This window comes from Pseudotabrizicola sp. 4114 (assembly GCF_031457365.1).
Classification (GTDB): domain Bacteria; phylum Pseudomonadota; class Alphaproteobacteria; order Rhodobacterales; family Rhodobacteraceae; genus Pseudotabrizicola.
Genome location: NZ_JAVDWP010000006.1, coordinates 106,653 through 124,998 on the forward strand (window position 1 = coordinate 106,653; position 18,346 = coordinate 124,998).

23 protein-coding genes are annotated in these 18,346 nt (G+C 63.6%); 8 read left to right on the top strand and 15 right to left on the bottom strand.

The window, feature by feature from the left end; genetic code table 11:
• Positions 1-7 precede the first annotated feature (7 nt).
• On the bottom strand, positions 8-814 hold the full coding sequence (locus tag J2X53_RS14935; protein WP_349038293.1) for a TIGR00730 family Rossman fold protein: 807 nt from the start codon (positions 812-814) through the stop codon (positions 8-10).
• A gap of 80 nt (positions 815-894) precedes the next feature.
• On the opposite strand from J2X53_RS14935, the gene dapD reads away from it, so the two are divergent.
• A complete protein-coding gene (dapD, locus tag J2X53_RS14940) occupies positions 895-1,722 on the top strand; it encodes a 2,3,4,5-tetrahydropyridine-2,6-dicarboxylate N-succinyltransferase (RefSeq protein ID WP_349038294.1) in 828 nt (275 codons plus the stop codon).
• Between the two features lie 155 nt (positions 1,723-1,877).
• Positions 1,878-2,213 carry a hypothetical protein gene (locus J2X53_RS14945; protein WP_349038295.1) on the top strand — a complete coding sequence of 112 codons (336 nt, stop codon included), beginning with the start codon at positions 1,878-1,880 and terminating at the stop codon, positions 2,211-2,213.
• Here J2X53_RS14945 and J2X53_RS14950 read toward each other — a convergent pair.
• Entirely contained in the window at positions 2,210-3,196 is a 987-nt protein-coding gene (locus J2X53_RS14950) for a Hint domain-containing protein (protein ID WP_349038296.1), read from the bottom strand. The genes J2X53_RS14945 and J2X53_RS14950 overlap by 4 nt on opposite strands.
• Before the next feature lie 3 nt (positions 3,197-3,199).
• Positions 3,200-4,780 (bottom strand): Hint domain-containing protein, encoded by a 1,581-nt coding sequence (locus tag J2X53_RS14955; protein WP_349038297.1) that lies wholly within the window; start codon positions 4,778-4,780, stop codon positions 3,200-3,202.
• Positions 4,781-5,081: 301 nt separating this feature from the next.
• Between J2X53_RS14955 and dapE the strand changes: the two genes are divergently transcribed.
• Complete coding sequence (dapE, locus tag J2X53_RS14960; protein ID WP_349038298.1) at positions 5,082-6,230, top strand: succinyl-diaminopimelate desuccinylase; 1,149 nt, start codon at positions 5,082-5,084, stop codon at positions 6,228-6,230.
• On the top strand, positions 6,227-6,652 hold the full coding sequence (locus J2X53_RS14965) for a GNAT family N-acetyltransferase (protein ID WP_349038299.1): 426 nt from the start codon (positions 6,227-6,229) through the stop codon (positions 6,650-6,652). The genes dapE and J2X53_RS14965 overlap by 4 nt, the downstream gene beginning before the upstream one ends.
• A gap of 144 nt (positions 6,653-6,796) precedes the next feature.
• Here J2X53_RS14965 and J2X53_RS14970 read toward each other — a convergent pair whose 3' ends face one another.
• From J2X53_RS14970 to J2X53_RS14995, 6 genes are all read right to left on the bottom strand, one after another.
• Positions 6,797-7,843: an LLM class flavin-dependent oxidoreductase gene (locus J2X53_RS14970; RefSeq protein WP_349038300.1), complete on the bottom strand. Its 1,047-nt coding sequence runs from the start codon at positions 7,841-7,843 to the stop codon at positions 6,797-6,799.
• 82 nt (positions 7,844-7,925) lie between these two features.
• Positions 7,926-8,675, bottom strand: a complete 750-nt coding sequence (locus J2X53_RS14975) for an NYN domain-containing protein (protein WP_349038301.1) — start codon at positions 8,673-8,675, stop codon at positions 7,926-7,928.
• 51 nt (positions 8,676-8,726) lie between these two features.
• A complete protein-coding gene (locus tag J2X53_RS14980) occupies positions 8,727-9,059 on the bottom strand; it encodes a hypothetical protein (protein ID WP_349038302.1) in 333 nt (110 codons plus the stop codon).
• A gap of 74 nt (positions 9,060-9,133) precedes the next feature.
• On the bottom strand, positions 9,134-9,709 hold the full coding sequence (locus tag J2X53_RS14985) for a L,D-transpeptidase family protein (protein ID WP_349038303.1): 576 nt from the start codon (positions 9,707-9,709) through the stop codon (positions 9,134-9,136).
• A gap of 98 nt (positions 9,710-9,807) precedes the next feature.
• On the bottom strand, positions 9,808-10,278 hold the full coding sequence (locus tag J2X53_RS14990) for an aminoacyl-tRNA deacylase (protein ID WP_349038304.1): 471 nt from the start codon (positions 10,276-10,278) through the stop codon (positions 9,808-9,810).
• 130 nt (positions 10,279-10,408) lie between these two features.
• Positions 10,409-11,539 (bottom strand): S-(hydroxymethyl)glutathione dehydrogenase/class III alcohol dehydrogenase, encoded by a 1,131-nt coding sequence (locus J2X53_RS14995; protein ID WP_349038305.1) that lies wholly within the window; start codon positions 11,537-11,539, stop codon positions 10,409-10,411.
• Positions 11,540-11,682: 143 nt separating this feature from the next.
• Here J2X53_RS14995 and J2X53_RS15000 point away from each other — a divergent pair, with 143 nt between their 5' ends.
• Positions 11,683-12,027 carry an I78 family peptidase inhibitor gene (locus J2X53_RS15000; protein ID WP_349038306.1) on the top strand — a complete coding sequence of 115 codons (345 nt, stop codon included), beginning with the start codon at positions 11,683-11,685 and terminating at the stop codon, positions 12,025-12,027.
• Positions 12,028-12,042: 15 nt separating this feature from the next.
• Entirely contained in the window at positions 12,043-12,321 is a 279-nt protein-coding gene (locus J2X53_RS15005) for an I78 family peptidase inhibitor (protein ID WP_349038307.1), read from the top strand.
• 54 nt (positions 12,322-12,375) lie between these two features.
• On the opposite strand, the gene J2X53_RS15010 is transcribed toward J2X53_RS15005, so the two are convergent.
• From J2X53_RS15010 to trxA, 4 genes are all read right to left on the bottom strand, one after another.
• Positions 12,376-12,801 carry a cytochrome c gene (locus J2X53_RS15010; protein WP_349038308.1) on the bottom strand — a complete coding sequence of 142 codons (426 nt, stop codon included), beginning with the start codon at positions 12,799-12,801 and terminating at the stop codon, positions 12,376-12,378.
• 125 nt (positions 12,802-12,926) lie between these two features.
• On the bottom strand, positions 12,927-13,079 hold the full coding sequence (locus tag J2X53_RS15015) for a Trm112 family protein (protein WP_349038434.1): 153 nt from the start codon (positions 13,077-13,079) through the stop codon (positions 12,927-12,929).
• 86 nt (positions 13,080-13,165) lie between these two features.
• Positions 13,166-13,810, bottom strand: coding sequence for an LON peptidase substrate-binding domain-containing protein (locus J2X53_RS15020; protein ID WP_349038309.1), 645 nt, complete (start codon positions 13,808-13,810; stop codon positions 13,166-13,168).
• A 27-nt stretch (positions 13,811-13,837) separates the two neighbouring features.
• Positions 13,838-14,746 (bottom strand): thioredoxin, encoded by a 909-nt coding sequence (gene trxA, locus J2X53_RS15025; RefSeq protein ID WP_349038310.1) that lies wholly within the window; start codon positions 14,744-14,746, stop codon positions 13,838-13,840.
• 128 nt (positions 14,747-14,874) lie between these two features.
• On the opposite strand from trxA, the gene J2X53_RS15030 reads away from it, so the two are divergent.
• Positions 14,875-15,510, top strand: coding sequence for an SGNH/GDSL hydrolase family protein (locus tag J2X53_RS15030; protein WP_349038311.1), 636 nt, complete (start codon positions 14,875-14,877; stop codon positions 15,508-15,510).
• Here the strand turns inward: J2X53_RS15030 and J2X53_RS15035 are convergent.
• A complete protein-coding gene (locus J2X53_RS15035) occupies positions 15,507-16,298 on the bottom strand; it encodes a hypothetical protein (protein WP_349038312.1) in 792 nt (263 codons plus the stop codon). The two genes, J2X53_RS15030 and J2X53_RS15035, sit on opposite strands and share 4 nt — an antisense overlap.
• Positions 16,298-17,521 carry a glycosyltransferase family 4 protein gene (locus J2X53_RS15040; RefSeq protein ID WP_349038435.1) on the bottom strand — a complete coding sequence of 408 codons (1,224 nt, stop codon included), beginning with the start codon at positions 17,519-17,521 and terminating at the stop codon, positions 16,298-16,300. The genes J2X53_RS15035 and J2X53_RS15040 overlap by 1 nt, the downstream gene beginning before the upstream one ends.
• Positions 17,522-17,788: 267 nt before the next feature.
• Here J2X53_RS15040 and J2X53_RS15045 point away from each other — a divergent pair, with 267 nt between their 5' ends.
• Entirely contained in the window at positions 17,789-17,968 is a 180-nt protein-coding gene (locus J2X53_RS15045; RefSeq protein ID WP_349038313.1) for a hypothetical protein, read from the top strand.
• Positions 17,969-18,346 lie beyond the last annotated feature (378 nt).

Consider the following 18,346-nt stretch of genomic DNA (forward strand, 5'->3'; position numbering starts at 1 on the left):
GCGGGGCCTAAGCCCAGCCGTCAATCGCCGCCACCGCCTCTTCCGCCGTCTCGACATACTGGAACAGCTCCAGATCCTCGGGGCTGATGGTGCCCGCTTCGGCCAGCGCCTGCCAGTTGATGATCTTGTCCCAGAACGCCCGGCCAAACAGCAGGAACGGAATCGGCTTCATTCGCTTGGTCTGGATCAGCGTCAGCGTCTCGAACATCTCATCCAACGTGCCAAAGCCGCCCGGAAACACGCAGATCGCCTTGGCCCGCATCAGGAAATGCATCTTGCGGATGGCAAAGTAGTGAAAGTTGAAACACAGATCCGGCGTGACATAGGCGTTCGGGGCCTGCTCATGCGGCAGCACGATGTTCAGCCCGATCGACTGGCCCCCCGCCTCGTGCGCGCCCAGATTGCCTGCCTCCATCACCCCCGGCCCGCCGCCGGTGATGATCACGTTCTCGCGGCCATAGCTTTCCATGCTGCGCTCGGTCATCAGCCGTGAAAACTTGCGCGCCTCGTCATAATACGCTGACAGCGCCGCCAGTGCAGGCGTCCGCCCGGCCTCTGCCGTTGCAGGAATCCGCGCGCCGCCAAACAGCACGATGGTCGATTCAATCCCGCGCTCGTCCATCACCATCTGCGGTTTCAGCAGTTCCAGTTGCAGCCGCACCGGGCGCAATTCCTCGCGCGTCATGAAATCGGCGTCGGCAAAGGCCAGCCGGTAGGCGGGGGCGCGGGTCTGGATGGTATCGGGAATCCGGTCGGCCGCCTGCACGTCCTCTACCGAGTCGCGGAACGGGTGGGCGCGGGGTTCGTCTTTCATGTCCTGCCTTTGCATTGCGTGAACTCTCCCCAAGCTCTATAGGCAGGGCGCAACAGGACCAACCGAAAAAGGGTGACAGCATGTCAAACGCCGCCTTGGAAACCGCTATCGAAGCCGCGTGGGAAGACCGCGACAGCATCACCCCCACCACCAAGGGTGAGGTCCGAGATGCGATTGAAGCCACGCTGGCCGCGCTCGACGCGGGCACATTGCGGGTCGCGGAAAAGCGCGGCAACGGTGACTGGCATGTGAACCAATGGGCAAAGAAAGCGGTGCTTTTGTCGTTCCGCCTGACCGATATGCATGAGATTTCGGGCAGCAACGGCGGGTCCAACTGGTGGGACAAGGTGCCGTCAAAATGGCAAGGCTGGACCGAGGCTGACTGGCGCGCCGCTGGCTTTCGCGCTGTGCCCGGTGCCATCGTCCGCCGTTCGGCCTATATCGCGAAGAACGTGGTGCTGATGCCGTCCTTTGTGAACATCGGTGCCTTTGTTGATGAGGGCACCATGGTCGATGGCTGGGCCACTGTGGGGTCGTGCGCGCAGATCGGCAAGAATGTCCACCTGTCCGGCGGTGTCGGCATCGGCGGCGTGTTGGAGCCGATGCAGGCTGGCCCGACCATCATCGAGGACAACTGCTTCATCGGGGCCCGCTCCGAAGTGGTCGAAGGCTGCATCATCCGCGAAGGGTCGGTCCTCGGCATGGGCGTGTTCATCGGCAAGTCCACCAAGATCGTCGACCGCGAGTCGGGTGAGGTGATGTATGGCGAAGTGCCCGCCGGATCGGTGGTCGTGGCCGGTTCGATGCCGTCAAAGAACGGCATCAACCTTTACTGCGCGGTGATCGTGAAAAAGGTCGACGCCCAGACCCGCAGCAAGACCAGCATCAACGAATTGTTGCGCGACTGATCAAATCCGCCGCAGCCTGTGGTGCAGGCAGCGGAAGCGTTAAAAATTGCTTAATTCCACAGTATCAAGCCATTGATATTGCATGGTAATCCAAAACTCCCCCTGTGTTACATACGCCCGTCGCACAGGGGGGCAGCGCCGCGAAAGGCCGCCCCATGAGCGATGAAAAGCCCGCCAAAGCCAGCCGCCAGCAGGTCTATACCCTGCTGGTTCAGGTCGGCCGCAAACCCGGCGACGACCTGCCCGCCAAAGCCACCGGCGGCGCCCTGATGTGCTATGCCAGCGGCGTCGATGAGGCCGAGGCCGTGCGCGAAACCGTGGCCATCCTCAAGCAGGCCGATCTGGCCGTGCTGGAGGTCGAAGGCCACGGCTCGCTGGACGAACAGAAAGAGGCCGGCGTCGAAATCGACCCCGAAGAAGAGGCTCTGATGCTGCGCGCGCTGGACGAAAACTCCGTGATCGTGGCCCAGATGACCGCCCTCTACGACTAGGCGGCGCCGAACAGGCTCCGCCGCGCCATCAGGCTGACCAGTTGCTGCGCCTCAAAGGCCAGCAGCACCGGGCGCGGCGGCTCTGCCCGGACACCGTGGCTCAGCAGCTTCAGCCCGTCGACCAGCAGCAGCTCCGGCAAGCCCAGATCCACCGCCACACAATCAATCGCCGCCTGCCGCCCGTCGCTGCGCCCGATGGTGCCATTGGCCAGCGCATCGGCGCGGGCCAGCACTTCCTCCACCCCGAACATATACTCCACCTCCGCCCCGCTCAGCACCACCAGCTGATCGGCAGACAGCAGCACATCGCTGCCCTGACCCAGAAACGGCGCGCGCAGGATGACCGGCGCAAAGCTGCCCCGGCTGGGCAAGCGCAGCCGCTTGACCCGCAGCACCGGCTGCAAGCCGTTGTCCGCGGTGTGCACCAGATTGCCGGGCCGCAGACAGCCCGCCGCCACCGGCCCGCGCGCGGTCTCGACCGGGGTGCGCAGCCCCAGCCACGGTGCGCGCTCCGGTGGGCGCGCGCCTTGCGTCACCCCGAACCACAACAGCGACCGATGCCGCAGGGCGGCCCCATCGCGGCGGCACAGCCCCGCCAGCTCATGCGGCGACAGCGCAATCGGCCCGATGCCGGCGCAGACACATTCCTCACCCATCCCGATGCGGCCAAAGCTGAGCCGCCAGCTGCCGGTCCGACGGTTCCAGCCATAGCTGATCCGCGCCGTGCCAAGGCCAAAGGGCAGCGGCCCCGGCAACACATGCCGCCGCATCAGCTTCCCATGGCGGTGCAGGATCACAATCCCGGCCAGCGGATCGGCAAACACCGAAAACGTCCGCATCTGGCCATCATCCTGATGCCATTCCAGCAGGACCGTCCCCGCGCCCAGCGGCAAGGTGGCCTCGCAGATGAACAGCCCCTGCTCCAGCGGGGCATGATCGCCCTCTGGCAGCGTCAGGTCTGACAGGGCCAGCCAGTCACCCATGGCTCATGCCGCCTTTTCCGCCGCTGCAAACAGCAGCTGGGCCTCATAGGGCCGCAAGGTCCGGCGCACGGCAGGGCTGTAGCCGTCGCCGGTCCGCGGGTCGAGTGCAGGGAACAGCGTACAGATTTCGTCGATGATCCCGACCTCGAACATTTGCGTCGATTGCGGACCGGGCAGAAAGCTTTCCGTGGCCAGACCCTCGGACGAGACGATCTGATGCCGGTCAAACAGCAGGTGTACATACTCCACCTCACCGCCCTCGATCACCCGCACCGAGCGCCCGTTGACCAGATCCTTGGCCGCGACCAGCACTTCGGTATCGCCAAACAGCAACTCGGCCAGGGAGTCATGCACCAGAACCCGGTGCTGCGGCGAGACAAGCAGCCGCCGGTGGTTCCCGAAGGTGCCCGCCCTGATCTCGATCGGGGCCAGTGACCCGGTTGCAGGCACCTGCCGCCGCCCGATCCAGCGCAGCGGCTGCGGTCCGTCATCCTTTGTGATCACCAGATCGCCGGGTTGCAGCGACTCGACCGGGCATTCGCCCTTGTCGGTCAAAATCATGGTGCCCGCGACGAAGCAGGGGATCGTGGTGATCTTGACGAGCCCGGTGTCGATGTGCCCGCCGATGGTCGAGGCGACAGTGTAAGTGAAGTTGACCTGCTCGATATCGCCATTGCCGATCACCGTGATGGTGCCATCAGCATTCAGCCGTACCTGTTGACCAGAGGGCAGGGTGATGACCTGACCGGCCACGACATTGACCCCGTTGATCTGGGTAATCCGCAAGGTACCGGAGCCGCCGTAGATGTCGTTGCCCAGAACATCGAATGTTTTCTGGCCCGTGGCAGCCATGGTTTCAACATCATCGCGCGCGACCAGCGTGGTCTGAATGCTGTCGCCGACGATGATCAGGTTCGAGTCATACTTTGCATCTGACGTGTCCGCGATGCCGATGCGGATCGAGTTCACTACGCCAGACTTCACCGGAATCGTCAGGGTCAGGGTGACGGTAAAGCCGTCCATTTCGGTGTTGTAAGTGTCGTTCAGGTTACTCTGGAACAGGTTGGGCTGGGTCAGCGGGTTGATGTTGTTGATCGACGAGGTGCCATTGCCGATCGACACCGGCACATAGGCCCCGTTGACCCAGACCCCCATGACATCGTTGAAGGCAGAGTTCACGTACTCCGGGTATTCCTCGGAGCTGAACACAAAGCGCATCGTCATCACATCGCCGGTCGGAATGAAATCGACATCAATCCAGGCCGCATCATAGGTGGTTGCCCCGGCGACGGCATTGAACTGGCTGTTGTTGTCGACCCCGGTGGTATCGGTGGTGGTGTCGGTCGCCCGGTTCGGATCACCACTGGACTGGGTGAAATCGCGCACGTTGCCGGTGGACAGGATCACCCCGGACGAGGAGGGCAGCACGCCGGGGGCAAGATTGCCGTTGGTAAACGTCGCCGAGCTGTCGCGTGGACCGGTATAGCTTGCGCCCACCACGGACACACCACTGCCGAACATCGCATTGGCCATTGTCATGGCGTTTGCGTTGACGTTGTAGTTCAGTTCTGCGCCTGTCGCCAAGACTGCCTCCCCCCGTTGGAAGACAGAGCATCAAAAGCGGTCAGGCGGGTGCCTGCCGGAGCGTTTTGTCGGAATGGGTGCGTTGACCCTGCTCTGCCCTGCCTCTGGGACGTGTTGTTTAATGAATGGTTACCAGAGTTTCGCCGCAAGTCATCCCTCTTTTGGCCACACTGCTGCAGGGGCCGCATTTGCGTTGGCCAGAGCGTGTCGCGGCGGCAACAATATGGCGTGTCGCGTCACGCAGTTGCAGGGCGCGGGCGGGGCCGGTATGCCTGTGGCAATCCCATTACGGAGTGCTGCTATGCCAGAACCTGTCGATCCTGTCGCCCTCACCGCCGCTCTGGTGCGCTGCCCTTCGGTGACCCCAGAGGAAGGTGGCGCGCTGGTACTGCTGGAGGCGCTGTTGTCGGGCGCGGGGTTTGACTGCACGCGGGTTGACCGGGGCGGCGTGTCAAACCTGTTTGCCCGCTGGGGCCTGCGCGGCGCCAACCGCAGTTTCGGCTTCAACGGGCATACCGATGTGGTGCCGGTGGGTGATGCTGCCGCCTGGACGCATGATCCGTTCGGCGCTGTGGTGGTCGATGGCTGGATGTATGGTCGCGGCACGACCGACATGAAATCGGGCGTCGCCGCCTTTGCCGCCGCTGCGGTGGATTTCGTGCGCGAAACCCCACCCGATGGCGCAGTGATCCTGACCATCACTGGCGATGAGGAGGGGGTTTCGGTCGATGGCACGGTGGCGCTGCTCGACTGGATGGCCCGGCAGGGCGAGCGCATGACGCATTGTCTGGTCGGCGAGCCGACCTGCCCGAATGAAATGGGCGAGATGATGAAAATCGGCCGTCGCGGCAGCATGACCGCCTTTATCTCCGCAACCGGGGTGCAGGGGCATTCCGCCTATCCGCACCGGGCAAAGAACCCGATGACGGCTTTGGTCAAGCTGCTGGCCCGGCTGGAGGAAAAGCCGCTGGATGTGGGCAGCGACCACTTTGACGCCTCGACGCTGGCGATCACCACCATTGATTGCGGCAACCCCGCCACCAATGTCATTCCGGCACGCGGCACGGCCACGGTGAACATCCGCTTCAACGACCTGCATTCCGGCGCAAGCCTCAGCCGCTGGCTGCAGGATCACGCACAGGCGGTGGCCGGGGAAACCGGGGTACAGCTTGACCTGAAACTCCAGATCTCCGGCGAAAGCTTTCTGACCCCGCCCGGTGATTTCTCGGCCATGGTGGCCAAGGCTGTCGAAGCGGAAACCGGGCGCGTGCCGGTGGCCTCGACCTCGGGCGGCACGTCGGATGCGCGCTTTGTCAAGGATCACTGCCCGGTGGTGGAATTCGGTCTGGTGGGCCGGACCATGCATCAGGTTGATGAACGGGTTGAGGTGGCGCAGATCCACCAGCTGAAGACCATCTACACCCGTATCCTGCGCGAGTACTTCGCATGATCCATATCGCCCCCACCCGCGACATCGCCGCCTGCCTGCGCCTACGCCGCGCCGTGTTCATCGAAGAACAGGGCGTGGCCGAGGCAGAGGAGCTCGACAACAGGGATGAGGGCGCCATTCACATGCTCGCCACCCTTGACGGGGTGCCGATGGGCTCGGCCCGGCTGCTGCTGTCGGGGGACACCGGCAAGATCGGTCGGGTCTGCGTGCTGCCCGCCGCGCGGGGCACCGGGCTGGGGGCTGCCCTGATGCTGGCGGCGCTTGCGGAACTGCGCCGCCAGCCCGGCATCACCCGCGCCAAATTGGGGTCGCAGACCCATGCTCTGGGCTTTTACGAACGGCTGGGCTTTGTCGCCGAAGGCCCGGTCTACGACGATGCGGGCATCCCGCACCGCGACATGGTGATGGCGTTTAAGGGGTAGCGCAAGCGTCGGGGGCGACCCTACTGCCTTCGGTCCTCTGCCCGACCCGTCGCCTCCGGCGGGAGTATTTAAGAAAGGTGCAATCCAATCAGGCTTTGCAGCTTTCTTAAATACTCCCGCCGGAGGCCCTTACCCGAACTGCCGTCAGGCAGCAGGGCGGTTGCTGGCCAGAATGTCGCGCACCATCGGGATGACGGTTTCGCCATAGAGCCGGATACACTCCATCAGATCGCCATGCGGCTGCGGCCCGGTGGCGTATTTCAGGTCAAACCGATCAATTTTCAGCGTTCTGACCGTTTTGGCGATCTTTTTCGCCACCGTCTCGGCGCTGCCGACATAGAGCGAGCCATGCTCGACCTCGGCCAGATATTTCTCTTTGGTCACCGGCGGCCAGCCGCGTTCGCGACCGATCCGGCCGAACATCTCGCGGTAATGCGGCCACAGGCCTTCCCGCGCGGCCTCATCGGTGGCGGCGACAAAGCCGGGGGAATGCACGCCAATCGGGCGCACCTTGGCATCCATCGACGCGACGGCGCGGTGATAGAGGTCGATATAGGGCACAAACCGCGCCGGGTCGCCGCCGATGATCGCCAGCATCAGCTGCAGATCCTGCCGCACCACGCGCACCACCGACTCGGGGCTGCCGCCGACGCCGACCCAGGTGGTCAGGCCCTTTGGCCCCAGTGGCGGATAGACCACCTGATTTTTCAAGGGCGACCGGGTCTCACCCTTCCACGACACTTTTTTCTCGCGCACCAGACGCGCGAACAGATCCAGTTTTTCCTCGAACAACTGATCGTAATTGGCCATGTCATAGCCAAACAGCGCATAGCTTTCGGTAAACGAGCCGCGGCCCAGAATGGCCTCGGCCCGGCCGTTCGACACGGCGTTCAGCGTGGAAAAGCGCTGAAACGCCCGCACCGGATCATCCGAGGACAGCACGGTCACGGCGGTGCCCAGATGAATGCGCTGCGTGCGGCCGGCGATGGTCGCCAGCACGATCTCGGGCGCGGAAATGGCGAAATCGTCGCGGTGGTGTTCACCCAACCCGATAAAGTCGATGCCCACCTGATCGGCCAGCACCGCTTGGTCCACCACATCGCGCAACACCTGATCCATCGGCAGCATCTGCCCGTTCGCGCCGCGATTCACATCGCCGAACGTGTCCAAACCCAAGGAAATCTCGCCCATACCGGCCTCCTGTTCTTTCGGTCAACATAGGCGATGCATCTGCCCGCGCAAAGGCGCAGCCTTGCACGGCTGTTGTGCGCGGTCAGGAGATGTCGCGCAGCTCCAGCTGGCCACCGGGGCCTTGGCGCACCTCGAACCGCGGCAGACGGCGGACAAGATCTGACAGTTTCGCCGCGCCATAGGTGCGGGTGTCGAAATCGGGGTTGGCCTGCGTGATGAACTGACCCAGCGGGCCAAGCGTATACCATTCGCCATCCGGGTCGATCGCCCGCATCGCGGCGACGATCAGCGGAATGGCCTTGGACGGCGCTTCTTTGGTGCCGGGCTTTGCCGCCACCACGCCTTCGGTCACGTCGCTGCGGATCGTGCTGCGCGGCAATTCCTCGGCGGGGGCATTCAGGTTTTCAACATAGATGAACCGTTTGCAGGCCATGCGGAACGCTTCGGGGGTTTTCTTTTCCCCGATGCCATAGACATCCAGCCCCTGCTCGCGGATACGCGCGGCCAGACGGGTGAAATCGCTGTCCGAAGACACCAGCACAAAGCCGTCAAACAGGCCCGAGTGCAGGAAATCCATCGCGGCAATCACCAGCCCGATGTCAGAGGCGTTCTTGCCCTTGGTGTTGGAAAACTGCTGATCGGCGACCAGACCCAGCGCCGCCACCTTTTTCGCCCAGCCCGCCAGTCGCTGCGCCGACCAGTCGCCGTAGATCCGGCGGACCGAGGCTTCGCCCAATGCGGCTATCTCTTCAAAGATCGCTTCGGCATAGCTGGCGGGCACATTGTCGGCGTCGATCAGGACGCAGAGGCGGGGGGTACGGGGTTCGGCCATTGATTTCTCCATCTCCCCGCTTGTCGCATCTTGGTGCGGTCAAGGAAAGCCTCAAGCTGTCGGGTCAAGGAAGAAGCGATCATGGGCCAGCCAGTAGGCCAGCAGATCGCCTGCCGTGTCACGTGGCAGCGCCAGATGCTCCATCATGCGCAGATCCACCCCGACCAGCCCGGCCATCCGCCACGCATCTTGCGCCGCCTCGGTCGCGGCCGGTGCGGCCAGCATGTGCTCCACCGCTCCGGCCGCCATGACCAGCACATGGATGATCTGCAGGGCCGAGGCTTCGGGCCAGCCGGTCACCAAATGCCGGACAAGACCCTTTGTATCCCGCTCGTCCGAGAGCAGGACACGCACTGCCGTCTCAATCAGATCGTCGTCCTTCACACACCCGGCCATACACCTTTGTGACAACGCACCGCTGCGGCGTCATCAGGAAAGCACGGTAAGGTGGCGGCGGATCAGATCAATTTCACCTTGGTGCCGACTTTGGTCAAGGCATACAACTCTGCGATGTGTTCGTTATAGAGTCCGATGCAACCGTCGGAGGAACGGCGGCCGATTTTGCGGGTGTCATGCGTTCCATGCACGCGGTAATACTGCCAGGACAGGTACAGGGCATGCGTGCCGAGCGGATTTTCCGGCCCGGCGGGAATCATCGCCGGCAGTGACGGATCACGCTCGCGCATCGACGGTGTCGGCGTCCAGGTGGGGCCATCAACCTTTCTGATCACCTCGGTCATGCCGCGCCGGGTCAGCTCTTCTGAAATCGGCACCGAGGAAGGCCACATGCGATGGTCGGCCCCGTCTGCCGACCAGAAATGCACCGCGCGCGAGACTGTATCGGCCAGAATGACACCTTGGCCCAAAGCGTCAAAATGGTCGCGCCAATCCTGCATCTGAAAGCTGGAGACGTTGTTGCGCACCGAACCGGTCGCGGTCTGCGCCCGCAGGATTGCCGGAGTGCAAAGCGTTGCGGCAAGCGCCGCAGCCCCCGTCAAAAGACGCCGCCGGGTGAGGGGGGGAAGATATGTCATGGGCCTGCCTTGTTTTTATTGCTGCCGGGTCAGCTATGGCCAATGCGCAAGACATTCACAAATCACGATGCCTGACCCCTGCTCACGAAAAGATCAGGTCACGCCATCAGATCGGCGGAGCGCGCTGCCAGTGCGCGCAGCGCGGCTTGTGGGGTGATGCCCAGCAACAGGCCCCGCGCGCCCGCGTTGATCCAGACTTTTTCCGCCGTGCAGGATGTGGCCTCGATCACGGTGGGAACGGGGCGCTTCTGGCCAAACGGGCTGATGCCGCCGACCCGGTAGCCGGTCAGCCGCTCGGCCTTTGCGGGCAGCATCATCGCGGCGGTTTTGCCGCCAAACGCCGCCGCCACCCGTTTCATCGAAAGCTGACGGTCGGAAGGGATGACGCAGCAGGCGGGCTTGCCATCAACCTCGACCATCAGGGTTTTCAGGGTCAGCGCCGGATCAAGCCCGAGGGCCCGCGCTGCCGCCAGACCCACCGCATCAGCATCCGGATCGTAGATGTAGGGGTGCAGGCTCACCTCGACCCCTTGCTGCGCCAGAGCCCGCAGGCCGGGGGTGGATGTCATCGCTTTGACTGCCTCTCACTGGCGACTTTTATCTTGGCAAAAATACTCTCGGGGGAGCTCGGCGGTTTCGCCATCGGTTCGAGAAACCGCTGAGCCGGGGGGCAGAAAGCCCCCCTGTGCAACGGTCGTTTCAGAACACCACGACGGACCGGATCGACTTGCCCTCGTGCATCAGGTCGAACCCCTTGTTGATGTCTTCCAGCGGCAGGATATGGGTGATCATCGAGTCGATCTCGATCTTGCCATCCATGTACCAGTCGACAATCTTGGGCACGTCGGTGCGGCCGCGCGCGCCGCCAAAGGCGGTGCCCTTCCAGACCCGGCCTGTCACCAGCTGGAACGGCCGCGTCTGGATCTCGGCCCCTGCGGGGGCCACGCCGATCACCACCGACACGCCCCAGCCCCGGTGGGTGCATTCCAGCGCGTCGCGCATCACCTTGACGTTGCCGGTGCAGTCGAACGAGTAATCCGCCCCGCCGATCTGATCGAATGGCGTCTTGGTCAGATCGACGATATGCTGAACGACCGAGCCCTCGATCTCTTTGGGGTTGACGAAATGAGTCATGCCGAACTTTTCACCCCATTCCTTTTTGTCGTTGTTCAGATCGACACCGATGATCATGTCGGCGCCGGCCATGCGCAGGCCCTGAATCACGTTCAGCCCGATCCCGCCCAGACCAAAGACCACGGCCTTGGCGCCGATCTCCACCTTGGCGGTGTTCAGCACAGCACCAATGCCGGTGGTGACGCCGCAGCCGATGTAGCAGATCTTGTCGAACGGCGCGTCATCGCGCACCTTGGCGAGCGCGATTTCCGGCACCACGGTGTGGTTGGCAAAGGTCGAGCAGCCCATGTAATGGTGGATCGGGGTGCCATCCAGCATCGAGAACCGCGTGGTGCCGTCTGGCAGCAGCCCTTGCCCCTGGGTGGAGCGGATCGCGGTGCAAAGGTTGGTCTTCTGGCTCAGACAGCTGGGGCATTCGCGGCATTCGGGCGTGTAAAGCGGAATGACGTGATCGCCGGGTTTCAGGCTTTTGACCCCCGGCCCGCAGGCGATGACCACGCCCGCGCCCTCATGCCCCAGAATGGCGGGGAACAGCCCTTCGGGATCAGCGCCCGACAATGTGAATTCATCGGTGTGGCAGATGCCGGTGGCCTTGATCTCGACCAGAACCTCGCCATCTTTCGGGTCGGCCAGATTGACCTCCATCACGGTCAGAGGTTTGCCGGGGGCAAGGGCTACGGCGGCACGGGTGCGCATTGGCTTCTCCTTAATCATTTGTGCGCAGGCTGGGGGAAACTGCTGACCAAGGCAAGACCCTGCGCGGGGAATTTCACCGGCCATCCTTGCAAGCAGCCCGTCGCCGGGGTTAGGTGTGGCTATCCCCCTGAAGCGGTTTACGAGTGATCAGGTTTTTGTCAGATATCGGCTATCCTTCGGGTTTTCGGTTAGCGCATGCGCTGATCCTGTGCAGCGCTCTTGCCGGGTGCTTTGTGCCGCCGCTGTCGCGCGTCGGGCCTGCGATCGTGCCGCCGATGATGCTGGCGAGTGGTCAGGTGCGGGGCTGCGGGCAGGATCAGCTGACGCATCTTTCGGGGAAGCCTTTTACCGAGTTGGCGAATTATCGCCTGCCCGGCCATCTGCGCGTGCTGCGCCCCGGTCAGGGCGTGACGCGGGACTTGATGCCGGACCGGTTGAATGCCCAAGTAGATGGCTCGGGTGTGATCCTGCACCTGTTTTGCGGATGAAGAACGGAGAATGTCATGAAACAGACAGCCCTTGCCGGAAGTTTGATTGCCGTGCTGGCGGCCTGTCAGCCCGTGGTTCCGGATGCGCCTGATGGCCCGGATCTGGCGACTTGTGGGGCCGATGCCTTGCAGGGGCTGGTGGGTCAGCCCGCCTCGGTCTTGCAGACGATGAAGTTCGGGCAAGAGACCCGCATCATCCGGCCCGATACCGCAGTGACGATGGATTTCCGGGCCGACCGGCTGAACATCGAGATTGACCGGGCCGAGCGGATTTCGCGCGTCCATTGCAGCTGACATGACAAAGGCCCCCGAACGTCGGGGGCCTTGCTTTGCTGCGGTCAGGCTGGCTTACATGCGATAGGTGGTGTGGCAATCGCGGCAAGCGCCGCCGACAGCCCCCATTCCGGCCTTGACGCTGTCGAGCGATGTCGGGTCCAGCGCGGTCGCGGCGGCGTTCAAAGCGCCTGCCTTGGTGACGAAATCTTCCCAGTTGGTCCAGATCTCCGGCTTGGCTTCGGCCACCGGATCGGTTGCCTGCGGTTCGAACTTGGCCGGGATGTCGGCGGATGCCGCAACCAGCGCCTCTTGCGCGGCCAGAGCGGCGGCGGCGTCAAACGCCACCTTGTCGGTTGCCATGTCGCCCAGAACCTTGACGTTCATGCCAATGGTGACCATCAGGTCCATGCGGGCCTTGACGGTGGGGTCCTGGACCCCCTCTTTCGCGACGGCAACACCGGCCATAAGCACAAGTCCGGCAATCAGGCTTTTGGTCATCAACTTCATGTTTTCTGGCTCCCAGCTGGAAAATATGTCGCAGTATAAGCGCGGCCATGAGTCGCGAAAGTGACGTTGTTGTTGAACCGGCTCCGATCACGTGAACGTCATCGCCCGTTTTGGCATCATTCCAGTGCCCGCGCCTCGCTTACCAGCATGACCGGAATGCCGTTGCGGATCGGAAACGCCAGATGCGCGGCTTTGGAAATCAGTTCCTGCGCCGCGGCGTCATAGGTCAGAATGGCGTTGCTGACCGGGCAGACCAGACTTTCCAGCATGCGCGGGTCAAACGCCTGCGTTGTGCCGGACGGGGTATCCCGCGCCGTTGCTTCCGCCGGGCCGGGTTCGGGGGCCACGCTTTCGGTCATTGCATCACCTCATCATTGGCCCCGCCGCGCAGAGCAAATTCGATCAGCGTCACCAGCGTTTCGCGCCGGGTCGACAGCGAGGGTGCCTCAAGCAGGGCCTGTTTGTCTTCGGGGGTAAAGGGGCAGAGCATCGACAGCGAGTTGATCAAAAGCTCGGTCTCGGCTTCTTTCAGGCTGTCCCAGTCAGTGGCCAGGTTCAGCGTGGTCAGATACCGCCCCAGCACCGCCAGAAAGGCCGGGCGGTCAAAACCGGGGTCGGTTTCATCTTCGCGGCTGAGGTCGCGGCCAAAGGGCGACCACTCGACCAGACAGCGGCGATAGGGGGTAAAGCCTTGCACCTCTGCGCGAACGCGGAACCGCGACATGCCCGACAGGGTGACCATGTAACGCCCGTCTTCGGTCTCGGAAAATCCGGTCAGACGGCCCGCGCAGCCGATGGCCTGCAGGCGCTTTTCCCCGCCGGGGGTTTCGCGCGGCTGGATCATGCCGATCAGCCGCGTCTTGGTTTTCATGCAATCCTCGATCATCGCCAGATAGCGCGGCTCAAAGATATGCAGCGGCAGACGCGCGCGCGGCAGCATCAATGCGCCGGGCAGCGGGAAGACCGGGATCGTGTCTGGCAAGTCTGATGCTGTGATCATGTCCAGTTACCTAGGCCGCAAATGGCGTCAGGCAAATATCATCGACGACAGCTTGCGGCGGCCTTTCATGACGATGGGGTCTTTGGCCGCCAGAGCGTCGAAAATGGTGAAAAGCTGGGTCCGCGCGGCCCCCTCATTCCATTCGCGATCCCGCCGGAACAGCTCCAGCAACTGGTCCACCGCCGCTTCGGTCTTGCCCGCCGCCAGCAGGGCGGCGGCATAGTCGAACCGGGCCTGATGATCCGTCGGGTCTGCCTCGACCGCGTCGTGCAGATCCTGTTCCGGTCCGGCCTTTGCGGCCTGTTTGGCCAGCTCGATCTGGGCGCGCGCGGCCTCGACCTCTTTGGCCGTGGCGATGGCTTTGGGGGCGTTGGCCGCAAAGGTTTCGGCCTGGTCCAGATTGCCAAGCGCCAGATGGCTGCGGATCAGCCCGCCATAAGCAGCGGCGTTTTCCGGCTCTTCCTCCAGAATGGCGGCAAAGGTTTCGGCCGCATCCACCGCAGCCCCTTCGGTCAGCATCTGCTCGGCGGCCTCGATGGCTTCGGCCAGACCGCCATCGCCGCCAAGGGCCTTGATCCGGTCGATGAATTTCTTGATCTCCGACCCCGGCACCGCGCCCTGAAACCCGTCCACCGGCTGGCCCTGCCAGAAGGCAAACACGGTCGGGATCGACTGCACCCGCAGCTGGCCCGCGATCATCTGGTTTTCGTCCACGTTGACCTTGACCATGCGGACCTTGCCGCCCTCGGCCATCACCGCCGCCTCCAGCGCGGGGCCAAGCGTCTTGCACGGGCCGCACCATGGCGCCCAGAAATCCACGATGACCGGCACCTCGCGGCTGGCCTCGATCACATCGGCCATGAACGTGGCCTCGGTGGTATCCTTGATCAGGTCGTTTTTCGGTGCGGTTGCAGGCTTTTCACCAAGGCTGAACATTGATCCCTCATCCGGCTGAAACTTTGCCCCTTATATGCGCACACGGGGCGCAAAGGCCAAGGGGGAAGGGGCATTTACGCCGCCAGTTTCTCGCCGTAGCCTGCGCGCAGCACGACAGGGAGGATGTGATGCCGTTTCTGATGACCTTTGGCGACAGCAATACGCATGGCACCCCGCCGATTGTCACGCGGGGCGAATATCATCGGTTCGGGCCGGGGGTGCGGTGGCCGCACGTCTGCTGGCGGGCGCTGGGGGTCGGCTGGGAGCTGGCCGAAGAGGGGCTGCCGGGGCGCACGGCACAGTTTCCCGACCCGGTGATGGGCGCGCACATGAACGGGCAGGACGGGCTCAAGATCGCGCTGCAAAGCCATGGTCCGGTGGATGTTCTGACGCTGATGCTGGGCACCAATGACGTAAAGGCGCGGTTCTCGGCCACGCCCGAGGCGGTGACGGCAGGCGTGGCCGGGCTGGTCGATATCGCTCTCAGCCTGGAGATGCAGGCCCGCCATGGCGGGTTTCAGGTGCTGCTGATCTGCCCGCCGCCGGTGGCCGAGGTCGGGCCGATTGCGGGCGAGTTTCTGGGGGCAACCGCGCGCAGCCAGGGCCTTGCCGCCCGCTACCGGGATTTGGCCGAGGCGCGTGGCATCGGGTTTCTGGATGCGGGCGAGATCATCGCGGTCAGCCCGCAGGATGGCATCCACTTTGAACCCGAGGCCCATACCACCCTTGGCCTTGCCGTGGCCGAGGCGATCGGGCGGCTTTAGCCCGCCGCCGGGGTCAGGTCGGCCCAACCGCAGCGCGCCGCAAGCTCTGCCGCAGGCGCGCCGGTATCCACAGCATCGCCTGCGCGCAGGGCCAGCGATTTGCGCATGTTCCAGCGTTCCCGCATCAGGTGCAGACCCGAGCGGCTGATCTTTGTCACCGGGGTCTGGATCGGCAGGAACTGCGGCCACTTTGCCTGCATCCAGCGATAGCTTTCGGTGAAATCCGGCCCCAGCGCCCCATGAAAGCGGTCGTTGTGAACGCAGGGCAGGCCGATGGCATAGGCCCCCTTGCCAGCCGCGCGCGCGCGGCAGACAATATCGGTGCCATACATATGCCAACCGGGCTGCGTGTCATCGAACCGCAGGCCGGACGCCCGGCGCAGCACGATCAGCATTTCGTCAAAGCTGATCACCCGCTCCGGCTGCAACGGCACCCGCCCGATGATCTGACCCAGTGATGAAGTCCAGACCGGCCCGAACTGCCGGTAGTCGGCGGCCACACCAAACGCGCCCGCCACCCCCCAATCCGGTTGGCGGCGGGTCAGATCGGCAAGGCGGGCGGCCAGCAGCGCCTCCCAGCCGCGGGGCAGATAAACGTCGTGATGGGCAAAGACGATCACATCGCTGTCGGTGGCATCTATCGCCCGGTTATAGGCGGTGGCCGCAGAGGGGGCATCGCGTTCGACATGCAGCAGCGCCCCGCCGATCAGGCACGGAGAGGCGGCGAGGTTTGCCGACAGGATCGCGTCGGAATTGCTGGCGCAGGCAATGACGAACGGCGTTGGCATCACGGGTTGCCCTTGCTGGCAAAGAGGACGGTCAGTTTCTCGGCCTCGCGGTTGATGTCATGGCGGTCAAACACCCGCTGTCGCGCGGCATGGCCCATCTGCGCCAGCCGGTCAACCGGCGTTACGGCAATGTCGCCAATCGCCTGCGCCAGCGCGCTTGCGTCGCCCGCAGGAACCAGCCAGCCGGTCTGGGGCGTGACCAGCTCGGGCACCCCGGCAATGGCAGTGGCGATCACCGGGCGACCGGCGGCCATGGCTTCCATGATTACCACCGGCAAGCCTTCGGCAAACGAGGGCACAATCAGGGCCTGCGCGGCAGACAGCGCCTCGCGCACCCGGGCCTCATCCAGCCAGCCGGTCAGGGTGACATGGCGGGACAGGTCGTGCCGGGCAATCGCCGCCTCGATCTGCGGGCGCAATTCGCCATCTCCCACCAACGTCAGGTGCAGACCGGGCAAAGATGGCGCGGCGCGGGCCATCGCCTCGATCAGAAGGGCAAAGCCCTTTTGCTCTGACAGCCGCCCGATTGCCACCAGATGCGGCCCGCCCGGTGGCATCGGGGCGGGGTCGGGAAAGCGCCAGGGCTCGATCCCGCAATGCACCACATGCAGGCGCGGCCATGTTTCGGGCGCGGCCCAGCGGTACAGCTGGCTGCGGCCAAAGCTGGAAATCGCGACGGCAAACAGCGCCTGATCGGTCTTTGCGCCCAGAGAAAGCGCGCGCGGTGCGTCAAATTCTTCGGGGCCATGCACGGTAAACGAATACCCCGGCCCGCCCATCATCGACGACAGCATCGCAACGGTTGCCGAATTGGTCCCGAAATGCGCATGCAGATGCGGCAGGCGCAGGTCATGGCAGCGGCGGGCCAGATGGGCCGCCTCGGCCAGATAGATCATGTGCCGCAGCCACCCGCCGGTGCCCGGCGTTTTTCCTGCGCCTTCAATGCCACAGCGCAGCGCCATGGCAAACGCACGGGCCGCCCCCTTCGGGTGCCTGACCATCCAGTCCAGTGCAGACAGCGCCAGTCTGCCCGCCCCGAGTTCCAGAATATGCTCGGTCCGCGTGTCTTCGGCCATGTCTGCCGGGTCCACCAGCGCCGCACGGTCCGATCGCAAGGCAAAGCGGTGTATGTCCCACCCCAGCCGCTCAAGCGCCATGATCTCGCGCCGGATAAAGGTCTGCGACCCGCGTGGATAGGTGTTGACCAGATAGGCGATCTTCAACAGAGGCTCCGCACCACACAGCGCCTCTCCGGGCACCACCGGCACAGGATCGTCAATGCACTCCGGGGATGCAAGGTGTTTGACAAGATCACACCACTGCCGTGGCGGCCGCCGGTGGCAGAGAGGGCGCATCAGGACGTGCAGACCGAGGCGCGGCAGAATTGCACCACCGCGCCGATTGCTCATTGGTCTGATGCTGCCAATTCCGCTTGTTTCGCATAGCTTGTCTTTGCGGGGATAGACCCGTGTGCGGCAGCGGGGGTCCGGATGCCAGTGGTGTATCTGATGTCGGGCATCCTCGGCGGTGTCATCGCTGCCATATCTTCCTTTGTCATGGGGCGCACGGCGATTGATATCTTGCTGGTGTATTCCATGTCCGGCGTGATCTGCATTTTTGTTCTGGCAATGATCGTTCCAAAACGCCGCAGGGGCCACCGCCAGAATTGATCGGCATTGTTTCTGAATTTTCGCTAATCTTTAGGCGCTTTCGGACCGCCGTTTCCTGAATTTGACAGGCAAAGTATTGCACCGCCGGCTCTGATCTGGCTGAAAGCGCCGAATCAGCTTCACAGTGGTTTTAAAACCCCTGAGGGAAGTATACCGCCATAATGCACGCCTAAGGAGAATGAGGCGATGCATTGTCGGCGATGCGGCGAAATTAACGCCCGAATATGGTCTGAAAAGGGCCAGCCCCTGTCGAATGTCAGTCGTCAATCCTGCCCGACAGCCCGTAAAATACAAAGTGGGGGCGCTTGATCCGAGTGCTGAAGATGTTGTTTTTTTTGCTGCTGATCCGGCTGGGCCGGACAAACGGCCCAGGCCTTG

Bases quoted from the DNA above. Each gene is read 5' to 3' on its own strand.
- J2X53_RS14970 (WP_349038300.1), bottom strand. From the start codon at position 7,843: ATGGGCGAGATTTCCTTGGGTTTGGACACGTTCGGCGATGTGAATCGC.
- J2X53_RS15010 (WP_349038308.1), bottom strand. From the start codon at position 12,801: ATGACCAAAAGCCTGATTGCCGGACTTGTGCTTATGGCCGGTGTTGCC.
- J2X53_RS14990 (WP_349038304.1), bottom strand. From the start codon at position 10,278: ATGACATCCACCCCCGGCCTGCGGGCTCTGGCGCAGCAAGGGGTCGAG.
- J2X53_RS15045 (WP_349038313.1), top strand. From the start codon at position 17,789: ATGCCAGTGGTGTATCTGATGTCGGGCATCCTCGGCGGTGTCATCGCT.
- J2X53_RS14975 (WP_349038301.1), bottom strand. From the start codon at position 8,675: ATGGCCGAACCCCGTACCCCCCGCCTCTGCGTCCTGATCGACGCCGAC.
- J2X53_RS14945 (WP_349038295.1), top strand. From the start codon at position 1,878: ATGAGCGATGAAAAGCCCGCCAAAGCCAGCCGCCAGCAGGTCTATACC.
- J2X53_RS15015 (WP_349038434.1), bottom strand. From the start codon at position 13,079: ATGCTGGAAAGTCTGGTCTGCCCGGTCAGCAACGCCATTCTGACCTAT.
- dapD (WP_349038294.1), top strand. From the start codon at position 895: ATGTCAAACGCCGCCTTGGAAACCGCTATCGAAGCCGCGTGGGAAGAC.
- J2X53_RS15035 (WP_349038312.1), bottom strand. From the start codon at position 16,298: ATGCCAACGCCGTTCGTCATTGCCTGCGCCAGCAATTCCGACGCGATC.
- J2X53_RS14965 (WP_349038299.1), top strand. From the start codon at position 6,227: ATGATCCATATCGCCCCCACCCGCGACATCGCCGCCTGCCTGCGCCTA.
- J2X53_RS14985 (WP_349038303.1), bottom strand. From the start codon at position 9,709: ATGACATATCTTCCCCCCCTCACCCGGCGGCGTCTTTTGACGGGGGCT.
- J2X53_RS14935 (WP_349038293.1), bottom strand. From the start codon at position 814: ATGAAAGACGAACCCCGCGCCCACCCGTTCCGCGACTCGGTAGAGGAC.
- J2X53_RS14995 (WP_349038305.1), bottom strand. From the start codon at position 11,539: ATGCGCACCCGTGCCGCCGTAGCCCTTGCCCCCGGCAAACCTCTGACC.
- J2X53_RS15020 (WP_349038309.1), bottom strand. From the start codon at position 13,810: ATGATCACAGCATCAGACTTGCCAGACACGATCCCGGTCTTCCCGCTG.
- J2X53_RS15005 (WP_349038307.1), top strand. From the start codon at position 12,043: ATGAAACAGACAGCCCTTGCCGGAAGTTTGATTGCCGTGCTGGCGGCC.
- J2X53_RS14950 (WP_349038296.1), bottom strand. From the start codon at position 3,196: ATGGGTGACTGGCTGGCCCTGTCAGACCTGACGCTGCCAGAGGGCGAT.
- dapE (WP_349038298.1), top strand. From the start codon at position 5,082: ATGCCAGAACCTGTCGATCCTGTCGCCCTCACCGCCGCTCTGGTGCGC.
- J2X53_RS15030 (WP_349038311.1), top strand. From the start codon at position 14,875: ATGCCGTTTCTGATGACCTTTGGCGACAGCAATACGCATGGCACCCCG.
- trxA (WP_349038310.1), bottom strand. From the start codon at position 14,746: ATGTTCAGCCTTGGTGAAAAGCCTGCAACCGCACCGAAAAACGACCTG.